Source organism: Caenimonas sp. SL110 (assembly GCF_001044395.1).
Taxonomy (GTDB): Bacteria; Pseudomonadota; Gammaproteobacteria; order Burkholderiales; family Burkholderiaceae_C; genus Ramlibacter.
This window is the reverse complement of the sequence record NZ_JANU01000012.1, coordinates 48222-70404: the sequence shown is the minus strand read 5'-3', so window position 1 is coordinate 70404 and position 22183 is coordinate 48222. Positions and strand designations below refer to the sequence as shown.

The 22183-nt window shown below is 64.8% G+C and carries 22 protein-coding genes; 11 read left to right on the top strand and 11 right to left on the bottom strand.

Features of this window, described 5'->3' with window-relative positions; translation table 11 throughout:
• Positions 1-3: 3 nt before the first annotated feature.
• Genes AQ12_RS07945 through AQ12_RS07935 form a run of 3 tightly spaced genes read right to left on the bottom strand, consistent with a single transcriptional unit; the run spans position 4 to position 2805 of the window.
• Positions 4-657 (bottom strand): ABC transporter ATP-binding protein, encoded by a 654-nt coding sequence (locus AQ12_RS07945; protein WP_048439348.1) that lies wholly within the window; start codon positions 655-657, stop codon positions 4-6.
• A complete protein-coding gene (gene miaA, locus AQ12_RS07940) occupies positions 654-1622 on the bottom strand; it encodes a tRNA (adenosine(37)-N6)-dimethylallyltransferase MiaA (RefSeq protein WP_048439413.1) in 969 nt (322 codons plus the stop codon). Before miaA ends, AQ12_RS07945 begins: the two co-directional genes overlap by 4 nt.
• The gene (locus tag AQ12_RS07935; protein WP_048439347.1) at positions 1615-2805 is read right to left on the bottom strand and encodes a multidrug effflux MFS transporter; all 1191 of its coding nucleotides are present in this window, start codon (positions 2803-2805) and stop codon (positions 1615-1617) included. Before AQ12_RS07935 ends, miaA begins: the two co-directional genes overlap by 8 nt.
• 73 nt (positions 2806-2878) lie before the next feature.
• Between AQ12_RS07935 and AQ12_RS07930 the strand changes: the two genes are divergently transcribed.
• Genes AQ12_RS07930 through AQ12_RS22040 form a run of 3 tightly spaced genes read left to right on the top strand, consistent with a single transcriptional unit; the run spans position 2879 to position 4266 of the window.
• Complete coding sequence (locus AQ12_RS07930) at positions 2879-3259, top strand: cupin (RefSeq protein WP_048439346.1); 381 nt, start codon at positions 2879-2881, stop codon at positions 3257-3259.
• A gap of 55 nt (positions 3260-3314) precedes the next feature.
• Positions 3315-3788, top strand: a complete 474-nt coding sequence (locus AQ12_RS07925) for a GNAT family N-acetyltransferase (protein WP_048439345.1) — start codon at positions 3315-3317, stop codon at positions 3786-3788.
• Between the two features lies 1 nt (position 3789).
• Positions 3790-4266 (top strand): hypothetical protein, encoded by a 477-nt coding sequence (locus tag AQ12_RS22040; protein WP_053076618.1) that lies wholly within the window; start codon positions 3790-3792, stop codon positions 4264-4266.
• A 219-nt stretch (positions 4267-4485) separates the two neighbouring features.
• On the opposite strand, the gene AQ12_RS07915 is transcribed toward AQ12_RS22040, so the two are convergent.
• Together AQ12_RS07915 and mutL are read right to left on the bottom strand one after the other, a co-directional pair.
• Positions 4486-5346 (bottom strand): alpha/beta hydrolase, encoded by an 861-nt coding sequence (locus AQ12_RS07915; RefSeq protein ID WP_048439344.1) that lies wholly within the window; start codon positions 5344-5346, stop codon positions 4486-4488.
• A gap of 200 nt (positions 5347-5546) precedes the next feature.
• Entirely contained in the window at positions 5547-7442 is a 1896-nt protein-coding gene (gene mutL, locus AQ12_RS07910) for a DNA mismatch repair endonuclease MutL (protein WP_238587680.1), read from the bottom strand.
• 48 nt (positions 7443-7490) lie between these two features.
• On the opposite strand from mutL, the gene AQ12_RS07905 reads away from it, so the two are divergent.
• Genes AQ12_RS07905 through AQ12_RS07890 form a run of 4 tightly spaced genes read left to right on the top strand, consistent with a single transcriptional unit; the run spans position 7491 to position 10977 of the window.
• Positions 7491-8144 (top strand): VTT domain-containing protein, encoded by a 654-nt coding sequence (locus tag AQ12_RS07905; protein WP_048439343.1) that lies wholly within the window; start codon positions 7491-7493, stop codon positions 8142-8144.
• 37 nt (positions 8145-8181) lie between these two features.
• A complete protein-coding gene (locus AQ12_RS07900) occupies positions 8182-9171 on the top strand; it encodes an acryloyl-CoA reductase (protein ID WP_082151469.1) in 990 nt (329 codons plus the stop codon).
• Between the two features lie 4 nt (positions 9172-9175).
• Positions 9176-10501, top strand: coding sequence for an aromatic ring-hydroxylating dioxygenase subunit alpha (locus tag AQ12_RS07895; RefSeq protein ID WP_048439341.1), 1326 nt, complete (start codon positions 9176-9178; stop codon positions 10499-10501).
• Positions 10498-10977: an aromatic-ring-hydroxylating dioxygenase subunit beta gene (locus AQ12_RS07890; protein WP_082151468.1), complete on the top strand. Its 480-nt coding sequence runs from the start codon at positions 10498-10500 to the stop codon at positions 10975-10977. The genes AQ12_RS07895 and AQ12_RS07890 overlap by 4 nt, the downstream gene beginning before the upstream one ends.
• Positions 10978-11047: 70 nt before the next feature.
• Here the strand turns inward: AQ12_RS07890 and AQ12_RS07885 are convergent, their stop codons facing one another.
• The 4 genes from AQ12_RS07885 to tsaE all read right to left on the bottom strand — a co-directional run bounded on the left by AQ12_RS07885 (position 11048) and on the right by tsaE (position 15575).
• Positions 11048-11254: a glycine zipper 2TM domain-containing protein gene (locus AQ12_RS07885; protein ID WP_048439340.1), complete on the bottom strand. Its 207-nt coding sequence runs from the start codon at positions 11252-11254 to the stop codon at positions 11048-11050.
• Positions 11255-11426: 172 nt separating this feature from the next.
• On the bottom strand, positions 11427-13607 hold the full coding sequence (locus AQ12_RS07880; RefSeq protein WP_048439339.1) for a cyclic nucleotide-binding domain-containing protein: 2181 nt from the start codon (positions 13605-13607) through the stop codon (positions 11427-11429).
• A 103-nt stretch (positions 13608-13710) separates the two neighbouring features.
• The gene (locus AQ12_RS07875; protein ID WP_048439338.1) at positions 13711-15087 is read right to left on the bottom strand and encodes an N-acetylmuramoyl-L-alanine amidase; all 1377 of its coding nucleotides are present in this window, start codon (positions 15085-15087) and stop codon (positions 13711-13713) included.
• Entirely contained in the window at positions 15084-15575 is a 492-nt protein-coding gene (gene tsaE / locus AQ12_RS07870; RefSeq protein ID WP_048439409.1) for a tRNA (adenosine(37)-N6)-threonylcarbamoyltransferase complex ATPase subunit type 1 TsaE, read from the bottom strand. Before tsaE ends, AQ12_RS07875 begins: the two co-directional genes overlap by 4 nt.
• Here tsaE and queG point away from each other — a divergent pair.
• Positions 15558-16670 carry a tRNA epoxyqueuosine(34) reductase QueG gene (gene queG / locus AQ12_RS07865; RefSeq protein ID WP_082151466.1) on the top strand — a complete coding sequence of 371 codons (1113 nt, stop codon included), beginning with the start codon at positions 15558-15560 and terminating at the stop codon, positions 16668-16670. The genes tsaE and queG overlap by 18 nt on opposite strands.
• A gap of 437 nt (positions 16671-17107) precedes the next feature.
• On the opposite strand, the gene AQ12_RS07860 is transcribed toward queG, so the two are convergent.
• Positions 17108-18013 carry an AEC family transporter gene (locus AQ12_RS07860; protein ID WP_048439337.1) on the bottom strand — a complete coding sequence of 302 codons (906 nt, stop codon included), beginning with the start codon at positions 18011-18013 and terminating at the stop codon, positions 17108-17110.
• Positions 18014-18153: 140 nt separating this feature from the next.
• Here AQ12_RS07860 and AQ12_RS07855 point away from each other — a divergent pair, with 140 nt between their 5' ends.
• The 3 genes from AQ12_RS07855 (at position 18154) to AQ12_RS07845 (ending at position 21309) form a co-directional block, all read left to right on the top strand.
• Positions 18154-19122 (top strand): tripartite tricarboxylate transporter substrate binding protein BugE, encoded by a 969-nt coding sequence (locus tag AQ12_RS07855; RefSeq protein ID WP_048439336.1) that lies wholly within the window; start codon positions 18154-18156, stop codon positions 19120-19122.
• A 74-nt stretch (positions 19123-19196) separates the two neighbouring features.
• The gene (gene xerD, locus AQ12_RS07850) at positions 19197-20102 is read left to right on the top strand and encodes a site-specific tyrosine recombinase XerD (RefSeq protein ID WP_238587679.1); all 906 of its coding nucleotides are present in this window, start codon (positions 19197-19199) and stop codon (positions 20100-20102) included.
• A gap of 43 nt (positions 20103-20145) precedes the next feature.
• Complete coding sequence (locus AQ12_RS07845) at positions 20146-21309, top strand: FAD-dependent oxidoreductase (protein ID WP_082151465.1); 1164 nt, start codon at positions 20146-20148, stop codon at positions 21307-21309.
• A 192-nt stretch (positions 21310-21501) separates the two neighbouring features.
• Here the strand turns inward: AQ12_RS07845 and AQ12_RS07840 are convergent, their stop codons facing one another.
• Positions 21502-22176 (bottom strand): GntR family transcriptional regulator, encoded by a 675-nt coding sequence (locus AQ12_RS07840; protein ID WP_048439333.1) that lies wholly within the window; start codon positions 22174-22176, stop codon positions 21502-21504.
• Positions 22177-22183: the final 7 nt, after the last annotated feature.

The following is a 22183-nucleotide window of genomic DNA, read 5'->3' as shown; positions in this document are numbered from 1 at the left end:
GGGTCAAGCCCGCAATGACAGGCCTCTAGAAGTCAACGTCATCACCCGATCCGCCCGCGCCGCTGCCGCTTCCGAGTGCGTGACCAGCACCAGCGACGCGCCGTGTTCGCGCGTTTGCGCGAGCAGCGCATCCATCACCATCGCCGCCGTTGTCGGGTCGAGGTTACCCGTCGGCTCATCGGCCAGCAGCAGCGCGGGTCTGTGGATCAACGCCCGCGCAATCGCCACGCGCTGAAGTTGCCCACCGGATAACTGCTGCGGCAATCGCGCGCCCAGCCCCTCCAGTCCCACGGCTTTCATCATGGCTGCAACACGCCCGTTGTCCGCCTGCTTCAGCAGCATCAGCGGCAGCCCGATGTTCTGCGCCACATCCAGGTGAGGCAGCACATGAAACGCCTGGAACACGAAGCCGGTGCAGGAGCGCCGCAAGATCGCGCGTTGGTCGGCATCCAGCGATCCGAGGTCGTGTCCGGCCAGCGTCACCGTGCCTTCGTCCCAGGTGTCGAGCCCCGCCATGCAATTGAGAATCGTGGACTTGCCCACACCCGATTCCCCGACGATCGCCACGAACTCGCCCGGTGCGACATCGAGCGAAACATGGGAGAACACCGGCACATCGCCGTAGCGCTTGCCCAGGTCCTTCAGGGCGATGCTCACAGCGACTCCCGCACGGCGCGCAGGACCTGGTCCAGCGCATCCGGCGCGTCGCAGGCAATCACGCGGCGCTGCGGCATGCTGCGCAGCCATGTGATCTGGCGCTTGGCCAACTGGCGAGTGGCATTGATGCCCAGCTCACGCAATAACGAATGCGCAAACGCCGAGCCCGGATTCGCCTCTTGCCGGTCCAGCAGTTCCCACGCCTGCCGATAACCGACGCAGCGCATGCTGGGCAGGTCGGCATGCAGGTCACCGCGCGCGCGCAGGGCCCTGACCTCATCGAGAAACCCCGCCGAAAGCATCGCGTCAAAACGCTGCGCGATGCGCTCATGCAGCCACGCCCGATTCATCGGCTCCAGCGAGACCAGCGCAATGCCTGCAACGCCCTGCACCTGCTTGTCTGGCGAGGCATGGAACGACGACAGCGCGCGCCCCGAGATGCGATACACCTCCAGCGCCCGTTGTATGCGCTGCGAGTCGTTCGGGCTCAGTCTCGCGGCGGTCGGGGCGTCAACCTTCGCCAGCTCGGCATGCAAGGCAGGCCAGCCTTCATCGAAGGCCCGCGCTTCGATCTGCGCACGCACTTCAGGGTCGGCAGGCGGCATCGCATCCAGGCCCTCGAACAGCGCCTTGAAGTACAGCATCGTGCCGCCCACCAGCAGCGCGAGCTTGCCGCGCGAGTTGATCTCGTCGATCAGCGCTTTCGCATCCTGGACAAACTCAGCCGCGCTGTACGCCTGCAGCGGGTCGCGGATGTCGACCAGGTGATGCGGCACCTGCGCCAGCTCCTGCGCAGAGGGCTTTGCGGTGCCGATGTCCATCCCGCGATACACCAGCGCGGAATCGACGCTGATGATTTCGCACGGGTGCTCTTGTGCAATGGCCAGTGCGGCAGCCGTCTTGCCCGATGCGGTGGGCCCCGCCAGCGCAATCGCTCGCAGCGTAGATGACTTCACCTCAGGCATGCCGCGGATCACCGTATCGCTGCACCAGCGTCCACGACGCAACCGCGATGCAGACGCTCCAGAACCACACGCCGTTGGCCATGGGGAAGACGGTGCCGTCCAGCCGCCCGCCCATCCATCCGCCCACGATGAACGCGGCGACCATCATCAGGAATCCATTGAGCGCAGAAGCCGCGCCCGCTGCATGCGGAAACGGCGCCACCGCACCGCTTTGCCCGCAGGGCTGGTGCACGCCGTGGGCGAACATGAAGATCCAGAACGGCACCAGGATGGCCCAGGTGTTGTGCATGCCGGCCAGTGCCAGCACGCCCATCAGCGTGCCGCCTGCAAGCGTCAAGCCGCCTGCGATCGCCACGGATCGTTTGACGCCGCGCCGTGGCAGCAGCCAGCGGCACCAGAACGTGCCCAGGATGTAGATGAAGGCCATCGAGAACATCGCCAGGCCGTATTGCGTGCGCGTGAAATCCAGCACCTGGATGAAGATGAACGATGACGATGCGAGGAAGGTGAACAGGCCGGCATACGAAGCCGTCGATAGCGCAGACCACGCCAGGAACGTCGGATGCCGCAAGATGGTGAGCCAGGTCGAAACCAGCGTGCGAGGTTGCAGCGCGAGCGGGTTCTTCCGCGGCACGGTTTCCTGGAATCGCAGGGCGACCACGGTGAACGCAACGACGCCGAACACGGCCGTCGCACCCAGTGTGTAGCGCCATCCCAGCAGGTCCGACAGCAAGCCGCCCATGGGCGCGCAGGTGCAGGCAATGATGCCCAGGCCCGTGAGGCCCTTGGACATCATGCGGGCGCCGATTTCCGGGGTGTAGAGATCGCGGACGATCGCGCGTGCGCCCATCACGGCCGCGCCCATCGCCGCGCCCTGCACCATGCGTCCCGCGATCAGCATGAGCATCGAAGGCGCGAGCGCGCAGGCGATCGATGCGAGGGCGTAAGCGCCCAGCCCGAGCAGCAGGATCGGCCGCCTGCCAAATCGATCCGATAAAGGTCCCCACACCAGCTGCGACGTGCCGAATGCAAGCAGCAACACCGTCAACGTCAGCTGTGCCTGCGAGACCGGCGCGCCAAAGCCCTCGGTCAGCGAGGGCAGGGCCGGCAGGTAGAGATCCGTGGTGACAGGCTGTATGCCCAGCAGAAGGGACAGGATGAGGACGACGATTGGCGCGGGCATGGTGTGCCGGGGAGGGTAGCAGAAGCGCGGGTATAAACGCCGCAGCGCATCCCTGCGCCAAGGAACCCCGCGCATGCCGTTCGATCCCCTGTCCACCTACGTGCAGCTTCAGTCCAGCGGGGTCGCAACCGCAGTGCCCGGCGGCGATGCCTTCTGGTTGCTGCCCCCGCAAGAGGTCGAGGCGGCAGGAAGTGGCTGGCTGATTTCGGAATACGAATTCGCGGCCGACTGGCCGACGTGGGAGATGCACCCTGACGGCGATGAGTTTGTTTATCTGCTGTCGGGTTGCGCCGATCTGCTGCTCGATGAACCGGGGGGTGTGCGAACCCTGCAATTGCGTGGCAGCGCTGCGGTCATCGTGCCGCGAGGCATCTGGCACACCGCAAAAATTCACGAGCCCAGCCGGATGCTGCATGTGACACTCGGCGCCGGAACGCAGACTCGACCTGCTTGAGTTTCCCTGCGTTAAAGTAATTCAACGACGACTGACACGCCCATTGCAAGCACACATGAAGATTGAAATCGACGACCTGACGCGCCCGGCCATCCTGGCGCTGCTCAACGAACACCTGACCAACATGTACGAGCTGTCGCCGCCAGAGAGCGTGCATGCACTCGACGTGTCCAAGCTGAAGTCGCCCGACATCACGTTCTGGACGGTGTGGGATGACGATCACGAGGGCCGCCCCGGCGCATTGCTCGGCTGCGGCGCGCTCAAGGAACTCTCGCCCGACCACGGCGAGGTGAAATCGATGCGCACGCCTGCCGTGATGCGCCGTACGGGCGCAGGGCGCGCGGTGCTCAAGCACATCATCGAGGTCGCCAAGAAGCGCGGCTACACCCGGCTCAGCCTGGAGACGGGCTCGGGCGATGCGTTCTATCCTGCGCAAAAACTCTATGAAAGTTTCGGCTTTGAATACTGCGGGCCGTTCGGCAACTACACCGAGGACCCTCACAGTGTTTTCATGACCAAGGTGCTTTGAGATGACGACTCCGGACCTCACCCCTGATGAACTCGCACTGGCAAAGAAGTTTGCGATGCGTTGCAACAACCGCGCGTGGGCCCTGACAGCGCAGGCCGGCCGGACGCCTGCGCAAGATCGCGAGATGCTCAACGCGGCGCATGCGTCGGCGTATCACTGGGGCCAGGTCGGCGTCGAACAGAACTGGATGCGGGCCACGATGTGCCTGGCGCTGGTTCATGCCTTGCTCGGTCACGGCAAGACGGCGCTCGCGATGGCGCAAGAGATGCGCGACTACTTCCTGCCACGTGCAGATACGCCCGACTGGGAGCTGGCATTCACCCATGCGATTTATGCGCACGCTGCGCATGTGGCGGGCGATGAGGCTGCGCATCGCTCGGCGTATCAGGAGGCAGTCAAGGCGATTGCCGCGATAGCCGACGAAGAGGATCGCAAGATCGTCAACGAAACGTTTGCGCAGGTTCCTGCGTCCCTGTGATGACGCAATTGCGGACGAAGCTGCTGCTGCTCTCGATCGAACATGGATTGCGGGTCAAGCCCGCAATGACAGCCACCGGGGGTTGTCACGCCGATCCACGACACGCGACAGCCTCCCCATGACTGTCATGCCGGACTCGATCCGGCATCCACCGCGAAGCGGCGACGACGCTTGATCAAACATGGATTGCGGATCAAGTCCGCAATGACAGTCGCAGGTTCAGCGCACCAGCGGCCGCAAGCTGAACAGGTCGGCCAGCGCTTCGCGGTATTTGGCCAGGCCCACGCTCATCGTGCTGTGGTGCGAGCCGCCTTCCACCAGCAGGAAGCGTTTTTGTCCGGTGGCTGCTTCGTACAGCTTGCGCCCCAGTGCGTTGTTGATCAGGTTGTCGTCTTCGCCGTGGACCACCAGCAGGGGCGAGCCGACCTTGGCGACCTTGCGAATCGACTCGAAGCGCTGCGTGATGAGCGGCCCGACCGGGAGCCACCCCCACTTCATGCTGCTCGCGACATCGGGGATGGAGGTGAAAGTGCCTTCGACGATGGTGCCGCGCTCGTCGTCCACGTTGGCTGCCAGGTCGATGGCGACTGCGCCGCCCAGCGAATGGCCGAAGATGTAGCGTGGCCGGTCGGGGTAGGTGCGGGCCAGCCAGTCCCAGGCGGCACGGGCGTCTTCATACGCCATCTCTTCGGACGGCAGGCCGGGGGTGCTCTTGCCGAAACCGCGGTAGTCGATGGCCAGCACCGAGAAACCCAGTTCCTGCATGCGGCGGATGCGTGGGGCGGAGCCTGCTACGTTCCAGCGCGCGCCGTGCAGGTAGAGCAGGATGGGGCCGTCCGCGGCGGCCTTGCCGGTTGCGGCCCAGAGGCCGTGAACCTTGGTAGGCTGGGAAGTGACTTTGGAGTCGAACTCGATCCAGACATCGGTCATGTCGCGCGCCAGGTCGGCCGATCCACCCCAGCTGCGGTCGCTCGGCTGGAAGATCCAGGCGCGCTGCCGCTCGTCCAGGGAGGTGCAACCCACGTTGACGAGTGCCGCCAGGCTCAGTGCGGCGGCGGTGAGGAGGGTCCAGCGCTTCATCGGGTGACTGATCGGTTGAGCTCGAAAAAGTTCAGGCTGCATTGTTGCGCGCAGGCAAAGACCCCGTATTTGTGAAGTTTCAGGTTGTCATGCCGGACTCGAACCGGCATCCACCGCGAAGCGGCTGCTGCGTTTGATCGAAGATGGATTGCGGGGGATTCGCAGGATTCCTCCGGTCTCGGCCCGCAATGACAGGCCGGTCACCGTCCCCGCATGAACAGCGCATCGAGCTCGCGCACGGTCAGCTGCCGCCACGTCGGCCTTCCGTGGTTGCACTGGTCCGACCGCTCGGTGTCTTCCATCTGGCGCAGCAGCGCATTCATTTCGTCGATCGTGAGCCTGCGATTGGCGCGCACGGCGCCGTGGCAGGCCATCGTGCCCAGGATTTCGTTTTGCGCGCGCTGGATCACCGTGCTGGCGTCATGCAGCGCCAGCTCTGCCAGGACGCTGCGGGCCAGCTCGACAGCATCGCCTTGCGCCAGGCTGGTCGGAACCGCTCGCACGGCCAGTGTTTTTGCCGAGAACGGCGTGATGTCCAGGCCCAGCGTTTCGAGCACTTCGGTGCTGGCTTCAGCTGTTGCGACTTCCTGCGGTGTCGCGGCGAATGTCGCGGGGATCAGCAAGGGCTGGCTGGCAATGCGAGACACACCCGACTCGGCCTGGGTCTGGTCGAGCTGGCGCTTCAGGCGTTCGTAGACGATCCGCTCATGAGCGGCGTGCATGTCGACGATGACCAGGCCGTGGGTGTTCTCGGCCAGGATGTAGATGCCCTGGATCTGGGCGATGGCCCGGCCCAGGGGCCAGTCGTGGGGGGAGTGATGAGCGGGAAGTCCTTCGACAAGCTCAGGACGAACGGTCGAGGAGAGCTCAGGGCGAACGGTTGGCAATGACTCAGGGCGCACGGTGGACGGTTGCCACAGCGCACCCAGGTCCGAGACCGCATGCCCCGCCGGGCGCAAATCCATCGCGGGTTGAGACCAGGTGAATGACTGCGGCTTGCCGGCACCGGGTTCGGCAAAGGCAGGGGCGGCAGCAGCGGCACCGACAGGATGGGCAGCAGCCGGCAACAACCCCGCCGCCATCACCCCAGCCCGTGGCGCAGCCAGCGCGTTCTCCACCGCATGACGCACCGCCTGATGCACCTCGCGGCTGTCCCTGAAGCGCACCTCGATCTTGGTCGGATGCACATTCACATCGACGCGCGTCGGGTCGATGTCGATGTAGATCGCATACACCGGCTGGCGATGGCCGTGCAGCACATCTTCGTACGCACTGCGGGCCGCATGGGTGATGACCTTGTCGCGCACGTAGCGGCCGTTGACGTAGGCGAACTGCTGGTCCGCACGCGAACGCGCCGCATCGGGAACCCCCGCACGACCCGTCACGCGAATCGGCCCGGCCGTGTGGTCGATGGCGACGCTTTGCTCCAGCAACTCTTCGCCCAGCACATCGGCCAGGCGCTGCTCTCGTGTGGCGACTCGCCACTGTTCGACGAGCCGTCCCTCGTGCCAGATCGCAAAGCCCACATCCGGCCGCGCGAGCGCATGGCGGCGCACAGCTTCGATGCAATGGGCCAGCTCGGTCGCGTCGGTCTTGAGGAACTTGCGGCGCGCAGGCGTGGCGAAAAACAGCTCCTTGACCTCCACCGTCGTGCCGATCGCCCGCGCCGCAGGACGCAGCTCACCGGTGCGGGCGTCCAGGTGAAATGCGTTGGCCTGAGACTGTGTGCGCGACAGCAGCCCCATCTCCGAAACCGAGCCGATCGCAGCGAGCGCCTCGCCACGAAAACCCATGGTGCCCACCGATTCCAGGTCGGCCAGCGACGTGATCTTGCTGGTGGCATGGCGGCGCAAGGCCAGCGGCATCTCTTCGCGAGCGATGCCGCTGCCGTCGTCTTCGACCGAGATCAAGCGAACGCCACCCGCCAGCAATCGCACGGTGACCTGGGTCGCACCGGCATCGAGCGCGTTGTCCACGAGTTCCCGCACGACAGAGGCAGGCCGCTCGACGACTTCGCCTGCGGCGATCTGGCTGACCAGCTCATCAGGCAGGTCCCGGATGGGGCGATGGGGGAGGGGGGAAAGCACGGCGTTCACGAGGTTGATTGTAGGGATGAGCACCCCGCCTGCCGGATAATCGCCCGCATGGAAATCATTGCCTACCTGATCGACTTCATCCTGCATGTCGACAAGCACCTGGAAGCTTTTGTTGTCGCTTACGGCCCCTGGGTTTACGCCCTGCTGTTCGCGATCATCTTTGTCGAGACGGGCGTGGTGGTCATGCCGTTCCTGCCGGGCGACTCGCTGCTCTTTGTGGTGGGCGCCATGTGCGGTGTGGGGCTCATGAGCTATCCCCTGACGGTGGGCCTGCTGTTTGTTGCGGCCGTGCTGGGCAACCAGAGCAACTACACGATAGGCCGCTACTTCGGGCCCAAGGTGTTCCAGTGGGAGGACTCGCGCTTTTTCAACAAGCGGGCCTTCAACCAGGCGCACGATTTCTATGAAAAGTACGGCGGCATCACCATCGTGGCTGCGCGCTTCATGCCTTTCCTGCGGACCTTTGCGCCGTTCGTGGCAGGCGTGGCGCAGATGACGCGCAGCAAGTTCACTTTCTATGACGTGACCGGTGGTGCGCTCTGGGTGGGCGGCATCATCACGGCGGGTTACTTTTTCGGCAGCGTGCCGTGGGTCAAGGCCAATCTGGACAAGATCATCTGGGCCATGATCCTGCTGCCGGGCGTGCTGGTGCTGTTCGGCGCCTGGAAGGGCAGGCGCAAGGCGGCTGCAGGCGCGCTCTAGGCTTGAGTCCAACAATTTTGCAGACGGGGCAATCCACATGATTCGTGCATACGTTGTTTCGCAAAAAGACGGTGCCATCGGCGCCGGGTTCGAAGAGATGGACGACGCAGCGCTCGACGCCGGCGATGTCGTCGTCAGGACCGCCTACGCCAGCATCAACTTCAAGGATGCGCTGGCAGCCACCGGCAAGGCGCCGATCATCCGGCGGTTTCCATGCGTGGGTGGCATCGACGCGTCGGGCACGGTCGAAAGCTCGACCTCACCGCGATTCAAGGCAGGCGACAAGGTCATCGTGCACAGCCACGGCTTTGGCGTCTCGCACCACGGCGGCTATGCAACGCGCCTGCGAGCGCCGGCTGCCTGGGTCAACCGCGTGCCCGATGGCATGAGCACACTCGAAGCCATCACCATCGGTGTTGCGGGCTACACAGCAGCATTGGCGGTGGAACTGATGGAGCTGAACGGCCTGAAACCCGCCAACGGAAAAGTGCTGGTCAACGGCGCATCGGGAGGCGTGGCCAGCGTCGCGATCGACATGCTGTCGCAGCGTGGCTTTCAGGTGGTCGCGGCCACCCGCAAGATGAATGAGCGCGACTATTTGATGGGTCTGGGCGCCGCCGAAGTGGTTGACGCCAATGGACTCAATGCCGGCACCCGCCCGCTGGAGAAAGCGCTCTGGCAAGGCGCAGTCGATTCGCTGGGTGGCGAAGCGCTGGCGGCGCTGACCCGCACCATGCAGCGCGACGGCGTGATCGCCAGCCTGGGCAATGCGCTGGGTGTCGAGTTCACCACCACGGTGATGCCGTTCATCCTGCGCGGAGTGCGTCTGGTGGGCGTCAACTCTGACAACGATGAAGCCTTGCGTGACCATCTGTGGAAGCGTCTTGGCACCGACCTGCGACCGCGGCACCTTGCGCGCATTGCGCAAGTCAAGCCCTTTAACGAGCTGCCCGCGATGATCGATGCCGTGGCTTCGGGCCGCATCAAGGGCCGCACCGTGATCGAGATCGACGCGTCGGCGGCCTAGCACCATGAACGCGCCTGTCACTCTTTCACGCTGGAGCCAGCCGGGTTCCAGCCGCGTGCCCTTCTGGGCCTACACCGATGCGCAGCTCTACCAGCAGGAGTTGCAGAAAATCTTCTACGGCGCGCACTGGAACTACGTCGGCCTCGAAGTCGAAATTCCCAACACGGGCGACTTCAAGCTCACCTTTGTTGGCGAGCGTCAGGTCATCATGGTGCGCGATCGCGTTGCGCCGAAAGATCGCGGCGTGGACACCGGCATCCGCGTGGTCGAAAACCGCTGCGCGCACCGTGGTGTGCGCTTCTGCCAGCAGCCGCAGGGCAATGCGCGCAGCTTCGTGTGCCCCTATCACCAGTGGACCTACAAGCTCAACGGCGACCTCGCGGGGCTGCCCTTCAAGGAGGGTGTGAAGGCGCTTGACGAAGCCGGGGCTGAATGTGTCAACGGCGGCATGCCTGCGGACTTCGACCTGAAGCAGCACGGCCTGACCAAGCTGCGTGTGGCCGTGCTGCATGGCCTGGTGTTCGCGACGTTCAGCGACACGGTGGAGCCTTTGCAGGATTACCTCGGCCCCAACGTCATGCCGTGGCTGGATCGGATCTTCAAGGGACGCGAGCTGACGCTGCTGGGCTACAACCGCCAACGCATTCCGGGCAACTGGAAGCTGATGATGGAAAACATCAAGGACCCCTACCACCCGGGTCTGCTGCACACCTGGTTCGTCACCTTCGGCCTGTGGCGTGCGGACCAGAAAAGCCGCATGGTGATGGACGACCAGGGGCGTCACGCGGTGATGATTTCGCGCCGCAACGAGGGTGGGCAGAACGCGGCAGTGACCGAGGGCGTGACCTCGTTCAAGGCCAACATGACGCTCAATGACGATCGCCTGCTCGACGTGGTGGGCGAGCCGTGGTGGAAGATTGCTGATCCTTCCAACCCCGGCGCAGAGATCACGCCCACGGTAACGATGATCACGCTGTTTCCCGGCCTCATCATCCAGCAGCAGGTGAACTCGCTGTCCACCCGGCACATCGTTCCGCGCGGCGAAGGTGAGTTCGATTTTGTGTGGACGCATTTTGGGTTTGCGCACGACTCGCCCGAGATGACGCAGCGGCGCTTGCGCCAGGCCAACCTGTTCGGGCCTGCTGGTTTTGTGAGTGCGGATGATGGCGAGGTGATCGAGCTGAGCCAGCAGGGCTTTGATCAATGGGGCGAAGACGGCAGCACCTTGTGCGAACTGGGTGGCACCGGCACCGGAGGCACAGAGCATATGGTGACCGAGACGCTGATTCGCAGCATGTACGCGTACTGGCGCAAGGTGATGTCGCTATGACCACTGCGGTCCTGATGCTCGCGGTGGAAATCGATCGCTTCAACGCCGACTACGCTGCCGCGCTGGATGAAAAGCGTTTTGACGACTGGCCTGAGTTCTTTGCAGACGATGGCCGTTACTTCGTGCAGGCGCGCGAGAACTTCGATCGCAACTTGCCGCTGTCGCTCATTGCGCTGGAAAGCAAGGGGATGATGAAGGATCGCGTGTATGGCATCACGCAAACGATCTACCACGCGCCGTATTACACCCGGCATGTGGTTGGCCCGGCTCGTGTGGTGGCGCAGGCTGAAGGCGTGGTGAGCGCGCAAGCCAACTACGCGGTGTTCCGTACGCGTCCCGGTGACGCATCCGAGGTTTACAACGTGGGCCGCTATATCGATGAGTTCGTGCAAACGCCGGCTGGATTGAAACTATCCAGCCGGCGTTGCGTGTATGACAGCGAGATGGTGCTCAACTCGCTGATCTACCCGGTCTGATCGCCGCGTCAGCGGCGACAGCCGTTGAAGACATGGATTGCGGGTCGAGCCCGCAATGACAGCTTCAGGCTTACTTGGTGGCCTTGTTGCCGATGTAGGCACCGGCAGCAGCGCCGCCGATCACGCCGACCGGGCCGCCGATCAGCGCGTCGCCGACCACACCGCCAACCACCGCACCGCCGACCGTACCGGCCGTGTTGCGATCCATCGAAGCGCAGCCAGTCAGGCCGATCAGGGAAGCGGCGAGAGCGGCCGCAGCAATCATCTTGGTGTTCATTTTGATACCTCTAGTGTTGGACTGCAGGCGCGTCTGCCGGATGGCGACGCCTTGGTTAACCTGTGAACTCACTGTAGGTATCGAAGCGTGCCGCGGCTGTAGGAGAAGCCTGCGCTGATGGGTCGGCACGACGCGCGAGCGCAGGGCGGTAATGGAGGACAAAAGGCCCGATTCAACGCTGGCCCTGACGCGCTATCGCCAGCCGATTGGTGTATCGCAGGCGCGCCGCCAAGTCCACAGCAATGTTCGCCAGCAGCTTGCGAACCAGCTCGGGCCTGCTGAGCCACATCGCGTCGAATGCGTCGCGACTGAGGAATGCAACGGTGACATGGTCGTGCGCAACCACCGAAGCCGACCGCGGCGAACGATCCAGGAAGGCGATCTCGCCCAGGCTCGCGCCACGTCGCACACCGGCCAGTCGCACATGCCGCCCCTCGTCATCCTGCACCATCACGCTGGCCGTGCCGTGCAGCACCAGCAGCAACTCGTCACCCGGATCGCCCGCCGACACGATGCGCTCGCCGGGCTGGTATTGGCGGTGCTGCATGGTGTCCATCAGGAACGATTGCTCCCTCTCGTCAAGACCGCGAAAGAGATTGACCGCCTGGATGAACGCAGTGGCCTCGGCATCGGAAGCTTGCGGCGTATTGACCTGGAGCACATGGTTTTCTGCCTGCTCCAGCGCGTGGTCCAGGTCGTCGACAAAGCGCGCGCCGGGCAGTTGCCGCTCCAGCACGCTGGCGACATTGCCGCCATGCATGTCAGCGCCCGCGTGCCACAGCGGCATGGACCGGGCCTGCGCGGCCTGATGGATGCGCATCGCGGCGTGCGCGACGCTGCTGTCGATATGGCGCACGCGCGTCCAGTCGATCACGGCGCATGTCGCCGGTGCGAGCCCCGCAATCACTTCGGTTTCGAGCTGGTCCGCCGCCCCGAAAAAGAGGTCGCCTTCCAGCTGGAAGACCAGGATGTCCCCGCCATGCCTGGCCAGCACACGCATGTCGCCGGTCGATCGCGCGCAGTTCGAATGCAGCTGCGCGCCGGTCCACACGTTGCGCACCGGCTTGCGTGCATTGCGCACCGCGAACAGGACCAGGCCCAGCATCAGCCCCACCAGCAGCGCAGCGACCATGTTGAACAGGACAGCGGCCCCGGTCACTGCCGTGATGAGGGCCAGGTCCTCGCGCGAGTTGGGATCCATCGGCCTGCGCATGATCCAGTTGCCCATCAGGGTGAGCGAGCGCGGATTGACCATGAACCAGGCTTCGCACAGCAGCGCGGCGCACAGGGCAGCGACGGGAAGCCAGGTCGTTGCGCCGCTCAGGTACACCAGGGCCGCAGCCAGTCCGCACAAGACGAGGGCCTGTGCGCCCAGGGGCTGGTAGCGCGTGGCGGCGGTGGAGGCCTGCGGTGCGCCGGAGAGCGGGGCGCACCCGATCATGCCGATGACGAACTGCAAGGCGGCGGTGCCGATCGCAGTGGACGCGCGCGAATCGCGCCTGCGGCCGTCTGCCAGCGTCATCACTTGCGCGGCAATCGTGGTATTGATGAAGATCACTGCGCCCAGGATGGCCGAGTGTCCTGCGACCGACACCGCAATGGACCAGAGCGCTCCCGATTGGCGCAGCGCCTGAAAGTCGGCCAACGCCACGGGCAGCACGAGGGTGAGGGTCCCGCCGGCCCCCACCGTCGGCATGGCCGTGCCCAGAAATTTCCACCCCAATCCCACCAGCACGCCCGTGCTCAGGGCGAGCGCCGCAGCCGGCCATCGGGGCCGCCAGCGCCGCAGTGCCAGGCCGGTGGCCAGCACAACGGCCACCATGGTGACCACCGGCATGATCGCGTTAGGTTCCATCACCAGGTCCAGCAGCATCTCGGTCTGGCTGAACAGCAGGGCCAGCGCGATGCTGTTGGAAAAGCCCGCGAACACGGGTGCAGGAATGTAGCGGGTGAGCCGGTCGGCCCGCATCAGGTAGAGCGCCCCGACCCACAGGCCCGCGCAGCCGCCGATCAGGCACAGCAAGGCGAGCCGCGTGCCCGGTGTGTCGGCGACACCCCAGACCGGCAGGTGAATCACCACCTGGTCCATCATGGCCGCGAGGGTTGTCGATTCAAAAAAGCGGGCCGAATACAGGATGGGGCGGGTGCTGAACGCCTGCGACAGGTGAATCAGCAGCAGGCCCAGCATCAGGGCCAGTACCGCGCTGCCCAGGATGTCGGGCGACACATGGCTGAAGATCAGGACCGCGCTGCCGATGCTCCCCGGGATGAGGAATGCCGAGCCTTCCATCGCGGACCCGACGCTGCCGCGCCAGCTGCGCGGTGGAATGGCGGGCGCAGCAGGCAGGGCCATGTTCGAGTTATTGGAGGGCAATGCGGGGTTCCAGAAGTTGCGCCAAAAGCAACTGGACACTACCCAAAGCCGCGAAGCTCGTCTATGGAAATATCTACGGGGGTCAGACCGAACGGCTGCGGGCCAGCGGCGGATTGCGCGCAAAGTAACGCTGAATGCCTCGCATGAGGGCGTCGGCCAGCTTTTCCTGGTAGTCGTCGCTGCGCAGGCGCTGCTCTTCTTCGGGGTTGCTGATGAAGGCGGTTTCCACCAGCACGCTTGGAATGTCGGGCGCTTTGAGCACGGCGAAGCCGGCCTGCTCGACGGCCGCCTTGTGCAACTTGCCGACGCGACCGATTTCGCCCAGCAGCGCGCCGCCGAGCTTCATGCTGTCGTTGATCTGCGCGGTGGTGCTCATGTCCAGCATCATTCGCGCGACCTGCGCATCCTGCGTGCGCACGTTGATGCCGCCGATCAGGTCGGCGCGGTTTTCCTTGTCGGCCATCCACCGTGCCGCAGCGCTCGATGCGGCGCCCTGGCTGAGCGCAAACACGCTCGCGCCGCGAGCCGTGGGGGTGATGAATGCATCGGCATGGATGCTCACGAACAGGTCGGCCTGCACGCGCCTGGCCTTTTGCACCCGCACCTGCAGCGGCACGAAGAAATCGGCATCGCGCGTGAGATAGGCGCGCATCGGGTTGCCATTGACCGATGCGCCATTGATGCGGTCGCGCAGGCGATGCGCGACCTGCAGCACGATGTCTTTTTCGCGCGTGCCGGCCGGGCCGACAGCGCCGGGGTCTTCGCCGCCATGGCCGGGGTCGAGCGCGATGATGATGAGGCGGTCGGTGCGTTCGGGGATGGGCGGTGCCAGCGGCGCAGGCGCGCGTGCTGTGGCCGCGGGGGGTGTGCTTGCAACAGGTGCGGGTGCTGGCGCAGCGCGGGGCCGGTCCGCTCGCTGTGCGATCAGGTCGCCCAGGGGGTCGACTTGAACTTGAGGGGGTGTTGACGGGGGCGTCTGTGCGATCGAGGGCCGCTTGTCGAAGTCCCTGAGCCGCTCGTTGATCAGCACTTCCAGCGGGTCCACCTGCTTGACCGGGTAGAAGTCGAACACGAGCCGGTGCTGGTATGCCGCGACCGGCGCGAGCGTGAACACCTGCGGCACCGCCTGTTGCTTGAGCTCGACCAGCAGGCGCACGACACCGGGCAGCTGCTGCGAAGCGCGAATGCCTGCGATGAACGGATCGTCGGCCCGGACCTTGGCGACCAGCTCGCGCAACTCCGGGCTGAGTTGCAGGCCTTCGATATCGACGGCCAGGCGCGGCGGGTCGATCATCACCAGTTGTTTGGTCTTGAGCTGCGTGTCTGATTCGATGGTCACCCGCGAATATTCCGGCGCGGGCCAGACGCGCACGGCTACGATGCCTGCGCCCCGCGCGATCTGCGATGCGCCCAGCAGCAACACCAGCGAGCCGCCGCGAACGATGTCGCGCCGCTTCATCCGAGCAGCTCCTGGCCGATTGGCGTGTGGGCGTGGAGCGTGACATGGCGCGTTTCGTCGGCGTCTGCGCCTATGCGGATCACCAGGTCGGCCACCGGCAGCAGGCCCGCTGCTTTTTCGGGCCACTCGGCGATCTTGAGGCCTGGGCTTGCGAAGATGTCGCGGAAACCGGCGTCTTCCCATTCGCGCGGGTCGGTGAAGCGGTAGAAGTCGAAATGCCAGGCCGACAGCCCCGGCAACTCATAGGGCTCGACGACCGCGTAGGTCGGGCTTTTGATGCGGCCCTGTACGCCCAGGGCGTGCAGCAGGTGCCGCACCAGTGTTGTCTTGCCGGCGCCCAGGTCGCCGTGCAGTTCGATGAAAGCGTTGTTGATGGCCGGGTGTGAGGCCAGGCGTGCAGCGAAGGCGCGCGTGTCGTCCTCGGTGCGCCAGGCGAGGGTTCGGCTGGCCCTTTCTACAATCGGCGGGTGATGTTCAACAGCGGTCAGATCGACGGTCCTCATCTGGTCTCAGAAATACAGGCCTGGGCCCGTGAACTGGGATTTTCCCAAATCGGCGTGACAGGTGTTGATCTTTCTTCTGCGGAGGCCGGACTTTCCGCCTGGCTGTCGGATGGATTCCACGGCGGCATGACCTACATGCAGGCCCACGGCATGAAGCGCGCCCGCCCCGCGGAGCTGGTGCCGGGGACCGTGAGCGTCATCACCGCGCGCATGGATTACCTGCCTGCCAGGACGCCGGATGCCTGGCAATCACTGGAGTTTGCGCGGCTGCAGCGCCCGCAGGAAGGCATCGTCTCGCTGTATGCGCGGGGGCGCGACTATCACAAGGTGCTGAGGCAGCGCCTGCAGTCGCTCAGCGACAGGATTGCATTGCGCGTCGGCCCGTTCGGGCATCGCGTGTTCACCGATTCGGCGCCCGTGCTGGAGGCGGAGCTTGCCGCGCGCAGCGGTCAGGGCTGGCGGGGCAAGCACACGCTGGTGCTGTCGCGCGAGGCGGGGTCGATGTTTTTTCTGGGCGAGATCTTCGTGGATCTCGCGTTGCCGCAGAGCGCTGCCGTGACCGAGCATTGCGGCAGTTGCAGTGCGTGCATAGCCATCTGCCCGACGCAGGCCATCGTGGCGCCGGGCAAGCTCGATGCGCGCTTGTGCATTTCGTACCTGACCATCGAGCATCACGGGTCGATTCCGGTCGAGCTGCGGCCACTCATGGGTAACCGGATCTACGGCTGCGACGATTGCCAGCTGGTGTGTCCCTGGAACAAGTTTGCGCAGCGCAGTGCCTTGCCTGATTTCGATGAGCGCGCGGGGCTTTCGGGCAGTCAGATGGTTCAGTTGTTCGGCTGGACCGAAGAGGAGTTCTTGCGGTTCACCGAAGGCAGCCCGATCCGGCGGATCGGGCATGAGCGGTGGCTGCGCAATATTGCGGTGGCGATGGGCAATGCGCTGCGGGTTTCAGATGATGTTGCCATTCGTGCTGCATTGGACGCAAGGTCCGGTCATGGCAGCGAAGTGGTGCGAGAGCATGTGAGCTGGGCGCTGTCTCAAACGGCTGTCATGCCGGACTCGATCCGGCATCCATGACTTCATTTTGTTGTGTTCAGGGCGCGCGCGCCGCGGCAGGCGATATCTGCTGGCGGCTCATGCTGCGGCGGCCTTCGCTTTGCTACGGCTTCGCTGTGCGAATCAGCCCGGGGTCGGCGCGAAAAAACTCGCTCCGGGCCCTGAGGCCCCTGCGCTCAAACAGTTTTCGCGAGTCAGAGCACGAAGCGCGCACTCGCGCGCCCGACCCCGGGCCAATTCACACAGCCACCGCAGAATTCGCCGCCAGCAGATATCGCCTGCCGCGGGTTTGAGGGCGGATGTGTGCCGGTTGTAATGCCGGACTTGATCCGGCATCCACCGCGAAGCGGATACGGCCGTCGAAGACATGGATTGCGGGTCAAGCCCGCAATGACAGCCGGTCTTTGGCTGTCATGCCGGACTCGATCCGGCATCCATCGCGAAGCGGCGCGCACGCATCACCGCAGCAACCCCAACGCCAGACTCAAGCTCGCCACCCCCAGCACCGTCGACACCGTCACCAGCCCCGCCACATACGCCCCGTGATAGCCCATCCGCGAGGCGAGCACATAGCAGCTCGACGCTGTCGGCAATGCCGAAAACGCCAGCAACACCGTCGTCTGCGTGGCATCCAGCTTGAACGCGCGCGACAGCCCGAACGCCACCAGCGGCATGAACAGGTGCTTGATGCACAACAGGCTGACGCTGAGCGCCTTGCTCTCGGTCAGCGAACCCAGGCGCATGCCCGCACCGGCTGCCATCAGGCCCAGCGCGAGCGAGGCGGCGCCGATGCGCCCCAATGTCGGATCGATCCAGACCGGAATTTTCAGGCCCGCGACGTTGGCGCACAGGCCCAATGCGGTTGCGATGATCAGCGGATTCTTCAGCAGCGCCCTGGCGAAGCCGGTGTTGGCATGGCGCGCCATCGGCCATACCGCCGCGACATTGAGCAGCGGCACCGACACGCCAATCAGCACGGCGATCAGCAGCAGGCCCTGCGCGCCCGCCAGCCGCTCAGCCAGCGCAAGCGCGATGTAGGAATTGAACCGGAAAGCGACCTGCGCGCTGCCCGCATGCTCGCGCGCGTCGATGTGTTTGCCCAGAAAGGGCAGATAGGGCAGCACATACGCCATCGCGATACCCGACAGCCCCAGCAGCAAGCCGGCAGCGATGAGTCCCGATGCCGCGCCCCAGTCAAGCGGACTCCTGGCAATCGAATGGAAGAGCAGCACCGGAAACAGGACGTAGTACACCAGCGATTCGACCTGCTCCCAGACGGTGCGATCGAGCGCCGTGTAGCGGCAGATCAGGTAGCCGCAAAGGATGAGCGAGAAATCGGGGAAAAGTAGTTGCGCGAAATTCACCGGGCGAGGATACGTGAAGTTCGCGGGGAATTTCAGGGTTAGCCCTTATGGGTATTCCACACCGGAGCACAGGCATCGCGCTTGTACGATGCTCGGCAAGTGCCTGCCCGCAGGCCCCTTCAATTCAAGGAGTGAACTCTATGAAGACTCGTTCGATACTGGCCGTCGCTGCACTGGCCCTGGCATCCGGTTCCGTGCTCGCGCAGGCCTATCCCAACAAACCCGTCAAGCTGCAGGTGCCGTTTGCGCCGGGCGGCACGACGGACATCATTGCCCGCGTGATCTCCGACGCGCTGGGCAAGGCCCTGGGCCAGCCGGTGGTCGTTGAAAACAAGGCCGGTGGCGGCGGCGTGATCGGCGCGACCGAAACGGCGCGCGCAGCACCTGACGGCTATTCGCTGGGCATGGCCACGGTGTCCACCACCGCTGCCAATCCGGCCATCAACCCGAAGATTCCGTACAACCCGCTGACGGACTTCACGCCCATCATCAACATCGCCGCAACGCCCAACGTCATTGCGGTGCATCCGAGTTATCCGGGCAAGGCCGACTACAAGGCCTTCCTCGCCGAACTCAAGCGCTCGCCGGGTCGCTACTCGTATTCGTCGTCGGGCACGGGCGGCATCGGCCACCTGCAGATGGAGCTGTTCAAGAGCATGTCGGGCGTCTTCGTGACGCACATCCCGTACCGCGGCGCAGGCCCGGCCCTGAACGACACCGTGGCCGGCCAGGTCCCGATGATTTTTGACAACCTGCCGTCCGCGCTGCCGTTCATCAAGGACAACCGCCTCGTGCCTATCGTGGTCGCCGCGCCGCAGCGACTGGCCGCATTGCCCAACGTCCCGACCTTCAAGGAAGTCGGCCTGGAGCCGGTGAATCGCATGGCGTACTACGGCATCTACGGGCCCAAGGGCATGCCGGCTGATGTCGTCGCCAAGATCCATGATGCGGTCGTGAAGTCGCTGCAGGACCCGGCGGTGCGCAAGCGCATCGAAGACACCGGCTCGATCATCGTGGCCAACTCGCCTCAGCAGTTCGCCGACCAGATCAAGGCCGAGTACGCGGTGTACAAGCGCGTGGTCGACCAGGCCAAGCTCAAGCTCGACTGATCTCGCCTGGGGGGCGTGGGAGATCGGGCGCAGTCGCCGCTGCGCAGTGGATGCCGGTTTGCTATCTTCGCGGGGTGAGTCAAACCTCCCCCGCCGCCGTCCAGACCAGCGTAGACGCCTTCATCGATGCCCTCTGGCTCGAAGAGGGCCTCTCGCGCAACACCCTGTCCGCCTACCGGCGCGACCTCACCTTGTTCGGTGAGTGGCTCGCAGCGCAGGGCCGCGCGATCGACAGCACGACCGAGCACGACATCAATTCGTACTTCGCAGCGCGCCACGCCGAGAGCCGCGCCACCACGGCCAACCGGCGGCTCACGGTGTTCAAGCGGTATTTCAGATGGGCCTTGCGAGAACGCCTGATCACTGCTGATCCGACGCTGCGCCTGCAGGCTGCGCGGCAACCTCTGCGCGTCCCCAAGACACTGACCGAATCGCAAGTCGAGGCGCTGCTCGATGCACCCGATGTCGATACGCCGCTGGGGCTGCGAGATCGCACCATGCTCGAACTGATCTACGCCAGCGGCCTGCGGGTCAGCGAGCTGGTCGGCCTGCGCACCTTCAACGTCGGCATGAACGAAGGTGTGCTGCGTGTGATGGGCAAGGGCAGCAAGGAGCGGCTGGTTCCGTTCGGCCAGGTGGCAAGCGACTGGATCACGAAGTACCTCGCGCATTCACGTCCGCTGATATTGGGCGGCCAGCAGACCGAAGACCTGTTCGTCACCGCGCGGGGACAGGGCATGACCCGGATGATGTTCTGGGTGATCGTGAAGAAGTACGCCACGCGAGCCGGCATCACGGCGCCGCTGTCGCCGCACACCTTGCGCCATGCGTTTGCGACGCACCTGCTCAATCACGGCGCTGACTTGCGCGCGGTGCAGATGCTGCTGGGGCATGCCGACATTTCAACGACGACGATCTACACGCACGTTGCGCGCGAGCGGCTCAAGCAGTTGCATGCGCAGCATCATCCCAGAGGGTGAATTGGCATCAACTTCGTATCCGGCGCAGATAAACTCGCCGTCCATGCAGCGCCGGCAACTCCTCCAGTCCATCCCGCTCGCGTTCGGCGGTCTTTCATCGCTGGCCGCTCGGGCCGATGAAGGGGGCGCTGCTTTAAGGCCTTCGTTTCGCGCGCCAGCGCAGATTGCACCGATGCGCGCGCAGCCTGAACGCATCATCGATATTTCGGTGTGCACGAGGCCCTTCAGGCCGAACGGGCCGCGCATCGAGGCGCAGCGCATGTTCGGCAGGACCGTGGTGCATCACTACGGTCACGGCGGCAGCGGATGGTCGCTGTCGTGGGGCTCTGCGATGCGCGCGATGCCGCTGGTGCTTGCCACGCGCGAGTCACACATTGCCGTGATCGGCTGCGGCGCGATTGGGCTCACGACAGCGCGCGTGGCGCAGCGCGCGGGCCTTCGCGTGCGAATCTACTGCAAGGAGCGGCCCCCTTCCGTGGCGTCGTCTGCGGCTACCGGCGTGTGGACGCCCGACTCTCGCCTGCTCACCGCGGAGCACGCGAGTGAGCCTGTTGCTGCAGTATGGGAGGCCATGGCGCGTGCGTCGTTCAAGACCTGGCAGTCGATGCTGGGCCTGCCCGGCGATCCGGTCGCCTGGCACGACGGCTACTTCCTGTCGGACATTCCCTTCGACCAGGACTTGCCTGATTCCGGGCCCGACGGCGAGCCTGAATATGCAGAACTGGAAGCACGCATCCGCGACCTGCGTCCGCGTCCGGTCAGCCTGCGACCGGACGAGCATCCGTTCAAGGTCGCGCATGCACGTCGCTTCACGCAGATGGTGTTCAACCTGGCCAGCTACCAGCGCCTGCTGATGGACGATTTTTTGCGCGAAGGCGGCGAGATCGTGCGGCGCGATTTCGAGCACAGGCGGCAACTTGCCGGCCTGCGGGAACGCACAATCGTCAACTGCACCGGGTACGGTGCGCGTGCGCTGTTCGGTGACACAACCATCGTGCCGGTGCGCGGTCAAACCGCAAGACTCATTCCCCAGCCCGATGTGGATTACATGCTGTACCTGCGCGGCAGGAACGCATCGATGGTGCCGCGCCGCGATGGCTTGCTGGTGCAGGCGCAAGGGCCCAATGACTACAACAACGACGACACGCGACCCGATCGCGCGTCGTCGGAAGAGGTGGTGCGCAAGCTGGCGTCGGTGTTCGCGTAAAAGGTGAGGGCCGCTGCGCGGTGGATGCCGGATCGAGTCCGGCATGACATCCATTCTTCGGCTGTCATTGCGGACTTGATCCGCAATCCATGCCTTGGACTTGATCCGCAATCCATGCGTTGGACTTGATCCGCAATCCATGCGTTGGACTTGATCCGCAATCCATGCCTCCTGCGGGCTCTGCCGACACGATCAACCCGGCTCCGGCTCCCGTTCGCGCTGCAAGCGGTGGAACATGAAATCCGCTGCCTGCGCGATGTGCTCGCGGGCGAGTTTCTCGGCCTTCTTGCCATCACCCGCAGCGACTGCAGCCAGCAAGGCTTCGTGCTGGTCCCAGATGTCGCGGGGGCGTTCATCGCGCATCAACACCTCGCCCATGACTCGCTGGGTGTTGGTCCAGTGCGTGTCCATCGCCGGGGCGATCAAGGGATTGGCCGACAACTCATAGATGAATGCATGGAACGCCATGTCGATTTCGATCATGCGCGCGACGTCGCCGCGCGCCACGGCTTCGCGACCCTGCTTGATGAAGGCGGGGCCTTCCTTTGCGGCGCGCTTGGCGTTGCGCTCGGCGGCCATGCGAAAGGCGAGGCCTTCAATCACAGCGCGCATGTCGTACATGTTACGCACATGGTCCAGGTCCAGCGGCGCGACCTGCAATCCACGTCCGGGCGCATCGCGCAGCACGCCCAGGTTGCGCAGCACCAGCAGCGCCTGTTGCACCGGCTGGCGTGACACGCCGAGTTCCTGCGCGATCTGCTCCTGGATGATGCGCGCGCCTGGCGGCAGCTTGCCCGACGCGATCTCGGCCAGGATTGCGCCTTGCACCAGCTCGACCAGCTTGGGTTGGGCGGCGAGAATTTTCATCGCCCGA

Bases quoted from the DNA above. Each gene is read 5' to 3' on its own strand.
- miaA (WP_048439413.1), bottom strand. From the start codon at position 1,622: ATGCCTGAGGTGAAGTCATCTACGCTGCGAGCGATTGCGCTGGCGGGG.
- AQ12_RS07935 (WP_048439347.1), bottom strand. From the start codon at position 2,805: ATGCCCGCGCCAATCGTCGTCCTCATCCTGTCCCTTCTGCTGGGCATA.
- AQ12_RS07930 (WP_048439346.1), top strand. From the start codon at position 2,879: ATGCCGTTCGATCCCCTGTCCACCTACGTGCAGCTTCAGTCCAGCGGG.
- AQ12_RS07925 (WP_048439345.1), top strand. From the start codon at position 3,315: ATGAAGATTGAAATCGACGACCTGACGCGCCCGGCCATCCTGGCGCTG.
- AQ12_RS22040 (WP_053076618.1), top strand. From the start codon at position 3,790: ATGACGACTCCGGACCTCACCCCTGATGAACTCGCACTGGCAAAGAAG.
- AQ12_RS07915 (WP_048439344.1), bottom strand. From the start codon at position 5,346: ATGAAGCGCTGGACCCTCCTCACCGCCGCCGCACTGAGCCTGGCGGCA.
- AQ12_RS07905 (WP_048439343.1), top strand. From the start codon at position 7,491: ATGGAAATCATTGCCTACCTGATCGACTTCATCCTGCATGTCGACAAG.
- AQ12_RS07900 (WP_082151469.1), top strand. From the start codon at position 8,182: ATGATTCGTGCATACGTTGTTTCGCAAAAAGACGGTGCCATCGGCGCC.
- AQ12_RS07895 (WP_048439341.1), top strand. From the start codon at position 9,176: ATGAACGCGCCTGTCACTCTTTCACGCTGGAGCCAGCCGGGTTCCAGC.
- AQ12_RS07890 (WP_082151468.1), top strand. From the start codon at position 10,498: ATGACCACTGCGGTCCTGATGCTCGCGGTGGAAATCGATCGCTTCAAC.
- AQ12_RS07885 (WP_048439340.1), bottom strand. From the start codon at position 11,254: ATGAACACCAAGATGATTGCTGCGGCCGCTCTCGCCGCTTCCCTGATC.
- AQ12_RS07880 (WP_048439339.1), bottom strand. From the start codon at position 13,607: ATGGCCCTGCCTGCTGCGCCCGCCATTCCACCGCGCAGCTGGCGCGGC.
- AQ12_RS07875 (WP_048439338.1), bottom strand. From the start codon at position 15,087: ATGAAGCGGCGCGACATCGTTCGCGGCGGCTCGCTGGTGTTGCTGCTG.
- queG (WP_082151466.1), top strand. From the start codon at position 15,558: ATGTTCAACAGCGGTCAGATCGACGGTCCTCATCTGGTCTCAGAAATA.
- AQ12_RS07855 (WP_048439336.1), top strand. From the start codon at position 18,154: ATGAAGACTCGTTCGATACTGGCCGTCGCTGCACTGGCCCTGGCATCC.
- AQ12_RS07845 (WP_082151465.1), top strand. From the start codon at position 20,146: ATGCAGCGCCGGCAACTCCTCCAGTCCATCCCGCTCGCGTTCGGCGGT.
- AQ12_RS07840 (WP_048439333.1), bottom strand. From the start codon at position 22,176: ATGAAAATTCTCGCCGCCCAACCCAAGCTGGTCGAGCTGGTGCAAGGC.